Genomic DNA, 12,821 nt, shown 5'->3' with positions numbered 1-12,821 from the left:
TGCCCGGTTTGTGACGCCGCACACCCGCAGCACTTTACAAAAGATAGCTCTATGTCTAGACAGACGACAGCACGCGCCATATAGTCAAGCCATTGCAGTGATAGCTCTCACAACAGGAGGCTCATCGTGGTGGCGGAACTCTCGAACGGACCGGACGTCGCAGACGTCGGGCAGTGGCGGGACAAGAAGCGGCATCTGTGGCTCATGGGTTTGATCGCCCCGACGGCGATCTTCGTGATGCTGCCGGTGGTCTGGGCGCTCAATCGGGCCGGCTGGCATGTCGCGGCGCAGGTGCCGCTCTGGATCGGCCCGATCCTGCTCTACGTCCTGCTGCCGCTGCTGGATCTGCGGTTCGGACCCGACGGACAGAACCCGCCCGATGAGGTCATGGAGCAGCTGGAGAACGACAAGTACTACCGGTACTGCACCTACCTCTACATCCCGTTCCAGTACGCGAGCGTCGTGATGGGCGCGTACCTGTTCACCGCGTCCGACCTGCACTGGCTCGGGTTCGACGGTGGGCTGGGCTGGCCGGCCAAGATCGGCATCGCACTGTCGGTGGGTGTGCTCGGCGGGGTGGGTATCAACACCGCGCACGAGATGGGGCACAAGCGCGACTCGCTGGAGCGCTGGCTGTCCAAGATCACGCTGGCCCAGACCTGGTACGGCCACTTCTACATCGAGCACAACCGTGGGCACCACGTGCGGGTGGCGACTCCCGAGGATCCCGCTTCGGCGCGTTTCGGCGAGACCTTCTGGGAGTTCTTGCCGCGCAGCGTGTTCGGCAGCCTGCGCTCGTCGTGGGAGTTGGAGGCCCAGCGGCTGCGCCGGCAGGACAAATCGCCATGGCACTGGTCCAATGACGTCCTCAACGCGTGGGCGATGTCGGTCGTGTTCTGGGGCGTACTGATCGCGATCTTCGGCGTCGGCCTGGTCCCGTTCATGGTGATTCAGGCGATCTACGGCTTCAGCCTGCTGGAGTCGGTGAACTACCTGGAGCACTACGGACTGCTGCGACAGAAGATGTCCAGCGGCCGCTACGAGCGCTGCGCACCCGTGCACAGCTGGAACTCCGACCACATCGTGACCAACCTGTTCCTGTATCACCTGCAGCGCCACAGCGATCACCACGCCAACCCGACACGCCGGTACCAGACCCTGCGGAGCATCGATGGCGCACCCAATCTGCCCAGCGGGTACGCCTCGCTGATCGGGCTCACCTATCTACCGCCGTTGTGGCGCAAGCTGATGGACCACCGGGTGCTGGAGCATTACGACGGCGACATCACCAAGGTCAACATCCAGCCGCGGCTGCGGGAGAAGGTCTTGGCCCGGTACGGGGCCTCCGGCACTGGTGCTGCGGCATGAGCGCCTACCGGTGCCCCGGGTGTGGCTACATCTACGACGAAGCCAAAGGTGCTCCGCGCGAAGGCTTTCCGGCCGGAACTCCGTGGGACGAGGTGCCCGACGACTGGTGCTGCCCCGACTGTGCCGTCCGGGAGAAGATCGATTTCGAGGCGATAGGAGTAGTGACGTGAGCGAGCCATACAAGCTGTTCCTCTGCGTGCAGTGCGGTTTCGAGTACGACGAGGCCAAGGGCTGGCCCGAGGACGGCATCGCCCCGGGCACGCGGTGGGACGACATCCCCGAGGACTGGAGCTGCCCGGACTGCGGCGCGGCGAAAGCCGATTTCGACATGGTCGAGGTCGTACGGCCTTGACGGCTTCGTGCGACGCGCTCGATAGCGGCCCGGAAAGCGATATTGTCGCCCGTGTGAGTCGGCCGCGAGAAAAGCAGCGCATTCCGTACGCGGAGGCATCGCGAGTGCTGTTGCGGGATTCGATCCTCGACGGCATGCGCGAGCTGCTGCTGACCCGTGACTGGTCGGCCATCACGCTGTCGCACGTGGCGCAGGTCGCCGGTATCAGCCGTCAGACGATCTACAACGAGTTCGGTTCACGCCAGGGCTTGGCCGAGGGATACGCCATGCGCCTGGCGGACCGCCTCGTCGACGCGGTCGACGGGGCCATCACCAACAACGTCGGCGAAGTGCACGCGGCGTTTCTGGAGGGCTTCCGCGCGTTCTTCCTCGAGTCCGCCGCCGATCCGCTGGTGATCTCGTTGCTCACCGGTGCGTCCAAGCCCGACCTACTGCAGATCATCACCACCGGCAGCGGGCCGATCATCTCCCGCTGCTCGCAACGGCTGACCGGAACCTTCCAGAACAGCTGGATGAAAGCCAGCGACGAGGACGCCGGGGTGCTGGCCCGGGCGATCGTGCGGCTGGCGATGAGTTACGTGTCGATGCCGCCCGAAGCGGACCACGATGTGGCCGGTGACCTGGCCCGACTGATGACGCCCTTCGCCGAGCGCTACGGTGTCATAGATACCCCCTAGCTGTCAGAGCGCCGCCGCTGTCAAAAACACATTGAGCGCCTGTCCCGCGAGCCCGCAGGCTAGAGGTATCTGCACGTGGCGTCGCTTTTCGGCGTGCCCGTGCGCTGGCAAGCAATCACGAATGGAAGAGGGCTCTACATGACTGAGTTGAAGGCTGACAGCCGGGGCGGCATCGACTTCAAGGTCGCCGACCTGTCGCTGGCCGATTTCGGCCGCAAGGAGATCCGCCTGGCCGAACACGAGATGCCAGGCCTGATGGCACTGCGTCGTGAGTACCACGACGTGCAGCCGCTCAAGGGCGCACGCATCTCCGGCTCGCTGCACATGACCGTGCAGACCGCGGTGCTGATCGAGACGCTGGTGGCTCTCGGCGCCGAGGTTCGCTGGGCCTCCTGCAACATCTTCTCCACCCAGGATCACGCGGCCGCCGCAGTGGTGGTCGGGCCGCACGGCACCCCCGAAGATCCCAAGGGCACCCCGGTCTTCGCGTGGAAGGGCGAGACGCTGGAGGAGTACTGGTGGGCCGCCGAGCAGATGCTCACCTGGGAGGGTGAGCCGGCGAACATGATCCTCGACGACGGTGGCGACGCCACCATGCTCGTGCTGCGCGGCGCGGAGTACGAGAAGGCCGGCGTGGTCCCGCCTGCCGAGGAAGAGGACTCGGCCGAGTGGAAGGTCTTCCTGTCCCTGGTGCGCAAGCGCTTTGAGACGGAGAAGGACAAGTGGACCAAGATCGCGGCGTCGGTCAAGGGTGTCACCGAGGAGACCACGACCGGCGTGCTGCGGCTGTACCAGTTCGCCGCCGCGGGTGAGCTGGCGTTCCCGGCCATCAACGTCAACGACTCGGTCACCAAGAGCAAGTTCGACAACAAGTACGGCACCCGCCACTCGCTGGTCGACGGCATCAACCGCGGCACCGACGCGCTGATCGGCGGCAAGAAGGTGCTGATCTGCGGCTACGGCGACGTGGGCAAGGGCTGTGCCGAATCGCTGGCCGGTCAGGGTGCGCGCGTGCAGGTCACCGAGATCGACCCCATCAACGCCCTGCAGGCGCTGATGGACGGTTACGACGTGGTGACCGTCGAGGAGGCGATCGGCAACGCCGACATCGTGGTGACCGCGACCGGCAACTTCGACATCATTCTGCTCGACCATATGAAGGCGATGAAGGACCACGCGATCCTGGGCAACATCGGCCACTTCGACAACGAGATCGACATGGCGGCCCTGGAGAAGTCGGGTGCGGTGCGGCTGAACATCAAGCCGCAGGTCGACCAGTGGACCTTCGGCGACTCGGGCAAGTCGATCATCGTGCTGAGCGAGGGCCGGCTGCTCAACCTCGGAAACGCCACGGGCCACCCGTCGTTCGTGATGAGCAACAGCTTCTCGAACCAGGTGATCGCCCAGATCGAGCTGTGGACCAAGAACGACGAGTACGACAACGAGGTCTACCGCCTGGCCAAGCACCTCGATGAGAAGGTGGCGCGCATCCACGTCGAGGCGCTGGGTGGCTCGCTGACCAAGCTCACCAAGGAGCAGGCTGAGTACATCGGCGTCGACGTCGAGGGTCCGTACAAGCCGGAGCACTACCGGTACTGATTTCCCTTTCTGCGCGAGCAGATGCGAAAGTCCCCGTCATCCAAGGATTTCGGGGACTTTTGCATTGGGGCACCTCCCTGACGCCCAGGGTGGTGGTGGCGGTCCCAGGTTGACTGAGCCCTTTTCGGCTCGGCGATCGCGCGGCACGGTGGAGGCATGAAGTTCGGTGTCAGCACATTCCTCACTGACCGGGGCCTGGCGCCCACGAAACTGGCGATAGCCCTTGAGGACCGGGGATTCGACTCACTTTTCGTTGCCGAGCACACTCATCTGCCGGTGGCCGGGCCGGTACCGCCCGAAGGTGACCTGCCCCCGCACGATTACTACCGGTCGTTGGACCCCTTCGTGGCACTGGCGGCGGCGGCCGTCGTCACCGAACGACTGCTCCTCGGTACCGGGATCGCATTGGTGGTGCAACGTGATCCGATCACGCTCGCCAAGGAAGCGGCGAGTGTGGACCAGCTCTCCGGCGGTCGGTTCCAGCTCGGTGTCGGCGCCGGTTGGTTGCGTGAGGAGATGCGCAATCACGGCACCGAACCGAGGACCCGACTGGCCTTGATGCGCGAGCGGGTGCTGGCGATGAAGGAGATCTGGACCGCCGAGAAGGCCGAGTTTCACGGCGAGTTCGTAGATTTCCACCCGATCTACTCATGGCCCAAGCCCATCCAGCGGCCTCATGTACCGGTGCTCGTCGGCGGCAACGGTCCCACCGTATTGCAACGGGTACTCGAATACGGTGACCAGTGGGCGCCGAATCTGGTTGGCACACCTGAGGGGTTCGTGACCCGGGTGCAGGAACTTCGGCGGCGGGGTGACGAGCGGGGACGCGACCGGATTCCGGTGACGCTGATCGGTGCCGACCAACGTGGCTACCTGGGGCCCGACCGGCAGAGCACGATCACGCCGTTGACCCGACGCGAGCTCGAGGTGTTGGCCGAGGGCGGCGTCGACCATTGCGTCTTCTTTCGCGACGCCGCCGCCGCGGAGACCGAGGCGTTGCGCTACCTCGACGAACTTGCCGAATTGACCAGGCCGTTCCGCGATTGAGCCCGCACCAGGGTGTCGAGCCGTTCGTCGGTACCGGTCCCGGGTCGCGGGTTGTACAGCACCAGGTGCCAGCCCGGAAGATCGGTGACGGCCAGGGTTGTCTTGTCGAACACCAGCTCGCCAGCCCGAGGATGCAGCACGGCCTTGACCGCCTGTGAATGGCGACCCACGTCGTGCCGTCCCCACAGCTCGACGAACTCGGGGCTGACCGCGCCGAGATCATCGACGATCTCGGCGAACCGGACATCGTCCGGATACCGTGCCGCGTCGGCGCGGAACGCGGACACCACACCCGGCGCGGCCGCTGCCCAGTGGACGTACATGTCGCGGTACCGGCTGTTGGTGAAGAACGTGACGAGGCAGTTGCGATCGGTGTCGCCGTAGCCGAACACCCGCCGAGTCGCTTCGTTGACCGCGAGCAGATTCCAGTACCGGTCCTGCAGGATCGCCGGTCGCGGCGACCACGCCTCGAGCAGATGGAGAAGCTCGGGCGTGACTTCGGTCGCGTGCTCCCCGGCCGGAGGGGGATTCATCCCCGACAGCGAATACAGGTGCGAGCGTTCGGGTTGCGAGAGCTGCAGGGCCGCGCTGATCGCGTCCAGCACGCTCGATGACACGTTGATGTCGCGGCCCTGCTCCAGCCACGTGTACCAGGAGGTTCCGACACCGGCCAGCAGGGCGACCTCCTCGCGGCGCAGTCCCGGGGTCCGTCGCCTGCCGCCGACCACCAACCCGACGTCGGCCGGCTTGAGCCGGGCACGGCGAGTCCGCAGGAAATCGGTGAGCTGCTCGCGCTTCATAAGGCGATGGTAGAAGTGCCGCCAGGGCCGGCGCACACGTCGGATTGGTGATGTCACCCCCTGGATTGGCGTGACTCCGGCGTGGTTACTTCTTGTTGTCGTGCTTGCTCTTGCTGTCGGCGTCCCTTCCTGGCCGGGCTGTCCGAGCCCGCCCGTGCCGAACCGGACGTGCTGGAGCCGTACGCACCGGCGCTGGAACTGCTTGAGCTGGAAGTGGATTCGGTCGACTGGCGGGTGCGGTCCATTGAATCCGTTGCGGACGTTCTTGACCGCGTCCTTGATATCCTTGACCAGCTTGGGCTGCGTGTTGAGCGACGTGCCGGTCCGGACCGTAGGAGCCTTCGCACCGGTCTGAGACTTCGGCTTCGTCGCATCGGCATCGCCGACCGATTCCGTTTGTGCCCCGGCCTTTTCGTCGGTTCCGGTGACCTCGCCTGCGGGGCTGGTCTGGTCGGCCGGACTCGGCAGTGGCACCGCCACCGTCTTGTTCGAGGTGGTGTGGATCAGTTCGGTGGCCGCGGCGCCCGCGTCGGAAGCTGCATTGTCGACGGTCGTGGCTGTGGCTGCCCTGTCGGCAACGGTCTCGGTTTCCGGGGCGATGCCTTGCAGCTTCTTCACGATGTCGTTGACGGCGGCGGTCTTCAAGGCCTTGCAGGGCCCCGATCGGGCCTACCGCCTCGCCCTTGACCGAGATGCCGATGGCGCCGAGTTTGACGTCCAGACCGAGGCTGTTGAAGATCGATTCGCCGACCGAGGGGATCGTGACCTTGTTGCCGTCTTCATCGGTGTACTCGTACGTGCTCCGGTCGGTGGAGCCGGGGGTGAGCAGATCGCCGGGCGATCTCGGGCACCGAGCGACGGCACCGGACAAAAATGCTAAGCATGGCTATCTTTACGGAAGGAGCTCAGGGCAATGAAGGAAGTGACCATCGCCTTCGATATCGACGGAACACTGCGTGACAACACCATCACCGATGCCTACGTTGCCAATGAGCGCATCCGCACACTGCTGATCGCCCTGGCGAGCATGAAGAACACGCGGATCATGCTCTGGTCCGGCGGTGGTGAGGGATATGCGCGTCGGGCCGCCGACGCGATGGGCATCGTGAAGTACGTCGACGTCTACGCCGACAAGGGCTACGGCGGCTACGACGCCGAGGGGCGTCCCATCTTCCGCACCGACCTGAAACCGGACATCGCCTTCGACGACATCGAGGAGTGCTCGCTCGGCGGCCTGAACCTCATCGTGCAGGAACGAGGGTTTACACCGGGTTACGTTCCGCCGCAGCAGCGGCCGAATTAGTCGGCCTCAGATGACGTCGCGGCCGAGAATGATCCAGTCGTCGGCATCGTTGACGATCTGAACTCCCGGGATTTCCGCTGTGCCCCTTGTCATGTCGACAAGGCTTTCCCAGGTGATGCCGCCGTACGTGATACCCGTGGCGGGTGCGGGTTGTGTAAGCCAAGATCCAACCGCTTCGCCCAGCCGCCGAAGAAGTGTGCATCGTCTGTTGCGCGCCGGGCGACGCATTGCCTCGCAGATGGAGGTAAAGCTCGCGTCCGCGCAATACGGCCAGCGCAGATTCAAACCAATCTTCGGGTCTGGCATCAACCGCGCAGGAGATGGCCATTTCAAGCTCGTCACCCCTCAGATCGGCGATGACAGCGGGCATGTGCTCACGCGAAATGGCAACTGTCTCGTTCTTGAGATTGGTGATCACGAGCCAGTCTGCCTGGAGCGATTCATGCGCAATTTCGAGCAGCGTCGGCCAGTGCGCACCGGCGAAATGTTGCGGTAGCTCAGGGTGCCTCTTCGACGAGTAGACGAGCATGGCAAGACTGCCGTCATCGAGTCTGCGAAGCGGGGTTGAAAACTTGCGTCCGCCGTCCACTTCGACGGCGGTTGCCGCGTAGTACATCTCCTTCCCGGCCAACGCCCGGAAGAGTTGCGCCCGCGGTAGAGGGCCACCGTCTTGTGCGGCGATCGTGAACAACTGCGCTGTCTGGTCGCTGGACATCCTGACGCCCCCATTTTCCGAATTCGACCGGCAGCAGCCTCCGCCTCAGCAGCCTAACCGTGGCAAAACCTGACCCGCCGCACCGATTACGCTGCCACTGTGCTCATAGCGATCGAGGGCGTCGACGGCGCGGGTAAACGTACGTTGACCAACGGCCTGCGAGCGGCGTTCGAGGCCGATCACCGCTCCGTCGGCAGCCTGGCGTTTCCGCGCTATCACCATTCGGTGCCCGCTGACCTGGCCGCCGAGGCGCTGCACGGGGCGCACGGGGACCTGGCCGATTCGATCTACGCGATGGCCACCCTGTTCGCGCTCGACCGGGCCGGCGCGCGCGAGGAGATCGAACACCTGCAGGGCGCCTACGACGTCGTCATCCTGGACCGCTATGTCGCCTCGAACGCCGCTTACAGTGCGGCCCGGCTGCACCAGGGGGCCGACGGTGAGGCGGTGGCCTGGGTGCGCGAGCTCGAGTTCGACCGCCTCAGACTTCCCAGGCCGGATTGGCAGGTACTGCTCGACGTCCCGACGGAGCTGGCCGCACAGCGGGCCGAGCACCGGGCCAACACCGAGGCCGACCGCGCCAAGGATGCCTATGAACGCGACGGTGGACTGCAGCAGCGCACCGGCGAGGTATACGCCGCCCTGGCCGCCACCGACTGGTGCGGTCGATGGGCCACCGCGGGCCCGGATGTGGACCCGGCAGCCCTCGCGGGTCGGCTAAGCAGCAGATAAAGCCGAGAAACCCGCGTGTGGTACCCCGGTTTTATCGCGATTGGGTGACACCATGGACACCATGAGGCAAAGGATCCTTGTCGTCGACGACGACCCATCGCTGGCCGAGATGCTCACCATCGTCTTGCGTGGTGAGGGATTCGACACCGCGGTCATCGGCGATGGCAGTCAGGCGCTCACCGCGGTCCGCGAACTGCGGCCCGATCTGGTCCTGCTGGACCTGATGTTGCCCGGCATGAACGGGATCGACGTGTGCCGGGTGCTCCGTGCCGACTCCGGCGTGCCGATCGTCATGCTGACCGCCAAGACCGACACCGTCGACGTGGTGCTGGGCCTGGAATCCGGCGCCGACGACTACGTGATGAAGCCGTTCAAGCCGAAGGAGCTCGTCGCCCGCGTGCGCGCGCGGTTGCGCCGCAACGAGGACGAGCCCGCCGAGCTGCTGTCGATCAACGATGTCGAGATCGATGTGCCGGCCCACAAGGTGACCCGTCAGGGTGAGCAGATTTCGCTGACACCTCTGGAGTTCGACCTGCTCGTGGCGCTGGCACGCAAACCGCGCCAGGTGTTTACTCGTGATGTGCTGCTCGAACAGGTGTGGGGATATCGCCACCCCGCTGACACCCGTTTGGTGAACGTGCATGTCCAGCGGTTGCGGGCCAAGGTCGAGAAAGACCCGGAGAACCCGCAGGTGGTGTTGACCGTTCGAGGAGTGGGATACAAGGCCGGACCCCCGTGATCTTCAGCTCCAGACGGCGCATCCGTGGTCGCTGGGGAAGCTCCGGCCCACTGTTGCGCGGATTGGGGACGCTCGGCAGAGCGCTGAGCATGGTGTGGCGTCGATCGCTGCAGCTGCGGGTGGTCACCCTGACATTGGGGCTCTCGCTCGCCGTCATCCTGGTTCTCGGTTTTGTGCTGACGAGCCAGATCACCGACCGGATTCTCGAGGTCAAGGTCAAGGCCGCCACCGAGGAGGTCGAGCGCGCCCGCATCACGGTCGGCGGCATCGTCGGCGGTGAGGAGAGCCGCTCGCTCGACAGCAGCCTGCAGCTGGCCCGGAACACCCTGATCGATCGCAAGGCCGATGCCCGCGCGGATATGGCCGGGGCGTTCGACGCGGTGCTCATGGTTCCCGGCGACGGTCCGCGCGAAGCCGCTGCGGCCGGGCCGGTGCAGCAGGTGCCGAAGGCGCTGCGGGACTTCGTCAAAGCCGGGCAGGTCAGTTACCAGTACGCCACGGTGCAGACCGATGCGTTCTCCGGACCGGCGTTGATCGTCGGCAGCCCGGCGTCCTCGTCGGTACCCAATCTTGAGCTGTACCTGATCTTTCCGCTGAACAACGAGGAAAGCACCATCTCGCTGGTGCGCGGCACCATGGCGACCGGTGGTGTGGTGTTGTTGGGTCTGCTGGCCGCGATCGCCCTGGTGGTGGCGCGGCAGATCGTGCAGCCGGTGCGTTCGGCTTCGCGGATCGCCGAGCGGTTCGCCGAAGGCCACCTCACCGAGCGGATGCCGGTGCGGGGTGAGGACGACATGGCCCGGTTGGCGGTGTCGTTCAACGACATGGCCGAGAGCCTGTCGCGCCAGATCCAGCAGCTCGAGGAATTCGGTAACCTGCAGCGCCGCTTCACCTCTGACGTCAGCCACGAGCTGCGCACCCCGCTGACCACGGTGCGCATGGCGGCCGACCTGATCCACGACCACAGTGAGGACCTGGACCCGGCGTTGCGCCGGTCCACCGAACTGATGGTCAACGAACTGGACCGTTTCGAGACGCTGCTGGCCGATCTGCTGGAGATCTCCCGCCACGATGCCGGTGTGGCCGAGCTGTCGGTGGAGTCGGTCGATCTGCGGTCCACGGTGCAGAGCGCACTGGACAACGTGGGGCACCTGGCGGCCGACGCCGAGGTCGAACTCGACGTCAACATGCCAGGTGACGAGGTGATCGCCGAGGTGGATCCGCGCCGGGTGGAACGGATCCTGCGCAATCTCATCGCCAACGCCATCGACCACGCCGAACGCAAACCGGTGCGAATCCGCATGGCCGCCGACGAGGACACCGTCGCGGTCACCGTCCGCGACTACGGCGTCGGCCTACGTCCCGGCGAGGAGAAACTGGTGTTCAGCCGCTTCTGGCGATCGGATCCGTCGCGGGTCCGGCGCTCCGGTGGAACCGGGCTCGGCCTCGCCATCAGCATCGAGGACGCGCGACTGCACCAGGGCCGGTTGGAGGCCTGGGGTGAACCGGGCAAGGGGGCCTGCTTCCGCCTGACGCTGCCGCTGGTACGTGGCCACAAGGTGACCGCCAGCCCGCTGCCGCTCAAACCAGCTACGCCCCAGCAGAAGTCGCGGCAGAGTCCCAACCGGGACCGGGAACATGCTGAGGAGAACGTGTGAAGCGCCTGCTGACGGTGGTGATCGTCGGTCTGGTAGTTCTGGTGTCCGGGTGCGCGGGAATTCCGAATTCATCGTCCCCGCAGGCCATCGGCACGGTCGACAGACCGGCGCCACCGAATCTGCCCAAACCGGCGCCGGGGATGGACCCCGACGTGCTCCTGCGTGAATTCCTCAAGGCCACTGCCGATCCCGCGAACCGGCATCTGGCAGCCCGGCAGTTTCTGACCGAGTCGGCCTCCAGCTCATGGGACGACGCCGGCAGCGCGCTGCTGCTCGATCGGGTGGTGTTCGTCGAAACGCGTGGCTCGGACCGGGTTTCGGTGAATATGCGGGCGGACATCCTCGGATCCCTGTCCGATATGGGAGTGTTCGAGACAGGGGAGGGGGCACTGCCGGACCCTGGTCCGATCGAACTCGTCCAGACTCCGGGCGGCTGGCGGATCGACAAGCTGCCCAACGGCGTTTTCCTTGACTGGCAACAGTTTCAGTCGACGTACAAGCGCAACACCCTCTACTTCGTCGACCCGACCGGAACCACGGTCGTGCCCGATCCGCGCTACGTCGCGGTCTCCGATCCCGACCAGTTGGCCACCGAGCTCATCTCCAAACTGGTGGCCGGGCCACGTCCGGAGATGGCCAGGACGGTGCGCAACCTGCTCGAAGCGCCACTGCAGCTGCGCGGTCCGGTAACCCGGGCCGACGGTGGCAAGACCGGGGTGGGCCGCGGATACGGCGGTGCCCGGATCGACCTCCAGAACCTCTCGACCACCGATCCGCACAGTCGTCAACTGCTTGCCGCACAGGTCATCTGGACCCTGTCGCGGGCCGGGATCAGCGGGCCTTATGTGATCAACGCGGACGGTGCACCGCTGGACGACCGGTTCACCGACGGATGGGAGACCTCCGACGTCGCGGCCGCCGACCCGGGGGCGGTGCCCGGTGCCGCCGCCGGCCTGCATGCGCTGGTGGGCGGCTCACTGGTGGCGCTGGACGGGCAGAGCACCAGCCGGGTTCCCGGGGCGTTCGGCTCGGCGCCAAATCAGATGTCGGCCTCGGTGTCGCGCAACGGTCAGGACGCGGCCTCGGTCGTGGTGCTGCCGGATGCGCCGGAGGCCACCGCCGCCTCGCTGTGGATGGGGCCGCTGGGCGGGCCCACCGCCATGGCCATCGAAGGCCGCACCCTGACCCGGCCCAGCTGGTCGCTCGACCAGGCCGTGTGGGTGGTGGTCGACAATGCCAACGTGGTGCGTGCCATCCGTGACGCATCCGGTGTGCCGGCGCGCATTCCGGTCGATGTGGCCGCGGTATCCACCCGCTATCCGGGTCCGATCACCGAATTGCAGCTCTCTCGCGACGGCACCCGCGCGGCGATGGTGATAGGTGGACAGGTGATCCTGGCCGGGATCGAGCGAACGCCCGAGGGACAATTCCTGCTCACCTATCCGCGGCGCCTCGGCTTCGGTCTGGGCAACAGCGTGGTGTCGCTGTCCTGGCGTACCGGCGACGACATCGTGGTAAGCCGGACCGACCCGACCCACCCCGTCTCGTATGTGAACCTCGACGGGGTGAACTCGGACGGGCCCAGCAGCAACCTGGTGGCCCCGGTGTCCACGGTGGCCGCCAATCCGTCGACGGTGTACGTCGCCGACCAACGCGGCGTGATGCAGCTTTCCGCGTCGGCCAGTGAGGGCAACCCCGGCTGGGTCGAGGTGCGCCCGCTGATGGTTCCCGGCTCGCTGCCGGTGCTGCCCGGCTGAGCCGCTGCCGCGCCGGTTTCTGCACCCGGGCTGTGCACCCGCCGGGATCCATGACCCAGGTGTGGAAAGCGGCG

13 protein-coding genes are annotated in these 12,821 nt (G+C 65.9%); 11 read left to right on the top strand and 2 right to left on the bottom strand.

What is annotated here, in order from left to right; translation table 11 throughout:
* Positions 1-204 precede the first annotated feature (204 nt).
* The 6 genes from ACZYZ7_RS19005 (at position 205) to ACZYZ7_RS18980 (ending at position 5,043) form a co-directional block, all read left to right on the top strand.
* Entirely contained in the window at positions 205-1,368 is a 1,164-nt protein-coding gene (locus ACZYZ7_RS19005; protein WP_286175272.1) for an alkane 1-monooxygenase, read from the top strand.
* Positions 1,365-1,538 (top strand): rubredoxin, encoded by a 174-nt coding sequence (locus ACZYZ7_RS19000; RefSeq protein ID WP_463741508.1) that lies wholly within the window; start codon positions 1,365-1,367, stop codon positions 1,536-1,538. The genes ACZYZ7_RS19005 and ACZYZ7_RS19000 overlap by 4 nt, the downstream gene beginning before the upstream one ends.
* Entirely contained in the window at positions 1,535-1,720 is a 186-nt protein-coding gene (locus ACZYZ7_RS18995) for a rubredoxin (protein ID WP_135453231.1), read from the top strand. The genes ACZYZ7_RS19000 and ACZYZ7_RS18995 overlap by 4 nt, the downstream gene beginning before the upstream one ends.
* 53 nt (positions 1,721-1,773) lie before the next feature.
* On the top strand, positions 1,774-2,397 hold the full coding sequence (gene alkX, locus ACZYZ7_RS18990; RefSeq protein WP_135453232.1) for a TetR family transcriptional regulator AlkX: 624 nt from the start codon (positions 1,774-1,776) through the stop codon (positions 2,395-2,397).
* A 138-nt stretch (positions 2,398-2,535) separates the two neighbouring features.
* Positions 2,536-3,996 carry an adenosylhomocysteinase gene (gene ahcY / locus ACZYZ7_RS18985; RefSeq protein ID WP_135453233.1) on the top strand — a complete coding sequence of 487 codons (1,461 nt, stop codon included), beginning with the start codon at positions 2,536-2,538 and terminating at the stop codon, positions 3,994-3,996.
* Positions 3,997-4,152: 156 nt separating this feature from the next.
* Complete coding sequence (locus ACZYZ7_RS18980; RefSeq protein WP_463741507.1) at positions 4,153-5,043, top strand: LLM class F420-dependent oxidoreductase; 891 nt, start codon at positions 4,153-4,155, stop codon at positions 5,041-5,043.
* Here ACZYZ7_RS18980 and ACZYZ7_RS18975 read toward each other — a convergent pair.
* Complete coding sequence (locus ACZYZ7_RS18975) at positions 4,998-6,488, bottom strand: helix-turn-helix transcriptional regulator (protein ID WP_463741506.1); 1,491 nt, start codon at positions 6,486-6,488, stop codon at positions 4,998-5,000. The genes ACZYZ7_RS18980 and ACZYZ7_RS18975 overlap by 46 nt on opposite strands.
* Before the next feature lie 268 nt (positions 6,489-6,756).
* Between ACZYZ7_RS18975 and ACZYZ7_RS18970 the strand changes: the two genes are divergently transcribed.
* A complete protein-coding gene (locus ACZYZ7_RS18970) occupies positions 6,757-7,146 on the top strand; it encodes an HAD family hydrolase (RefSeq protein WP_463741505.1) in 390 nt (129 codons plus the stop codon).
* Here the strand turns inward: ACZYZ7_RS18970 and ACZYZ7_RS18965 are convergent.
* A complete protein-coding gene (locus ACZYZ7_RS18965; protein WP_463741504.1) occupies positions 7,106-7,861 on the bottom strand; it encodes a hypothetical protein in 756 nt (251 codons plus the stop codon). The genes ACZYZ7_RS18970 and ACZYZ7_RS18965 overlap by 41 nt on opposite strands.
* Before the next feature lie 99 nt (positions 7,862-7,960).
* Here ACZYZ7_RS18965 and ACZYZ7_RS18960 point away from each other — a divergent pair, with 99 nt between their 5' ends.
* From ACZYZ7_RS18960 to lpqB, 4 genes are read left to right on the top strand one after another with little or no spacing between them, the layout of a single operon-like run.
* Positions 7,961-8,593, top strand: coding sequence for a dTMP kinase (locus tag ACZYZ7_RS18960; RefSeq protein WP_450070264.1), 633 nt, complete (start codon positions 7,961-7,963; stop codon positions 8,591-8,593).
* Between the two features lie 52 nt (positions 8,594-8,645).
* Entirely contained in the window at positions 8,646-9,332 is a 687-nt protein-coding gene (gene mtrA / locus ACZYZ7_RS18955) for a two-component system response regulator MtrA (RefSeq protein ID WP_019343547.1), read from the top strand.
* Positions 9,329-10,990: an MtrAB system histidine kinase MtrB gene (gene mtrB / locus ACZYZ7_RS18950; protein WP_463741503.1), complete on the top strand. Its 1,662-nt coding sequence runs from the start codon at positions 9,329-9,331 to the stop codon at positions 10,988-10,990. Before mtrA ends, mtrB begins: the two co-directional genes overlap by 4 nt.
* Positions 10,987-12,747: an MtrAB system accessory lipoprotein LpqB gene (lpqB, locus tag ACZYZ7_RS18945; RefSeq protein WP_450070263.1), complete on the top strand. Its 1,761-nt coding sequence runs from the start codon at positions 10,987-10,989 to the stop codon at positions 12,745-12,747. Before mtrB ends, lpqB begins: the two co-directional genes overlap by 4 nt.
* The last annotated feature ends 74 nt before the right edge of the window (positions 12,748-12,821 follow it).

Source organism: Mycobacterium sp. IDUB_17 (assembly GCF_055419465.1).
This window is presented reverse-complemented; position numbering and strand designations above follow the sequence as displayed.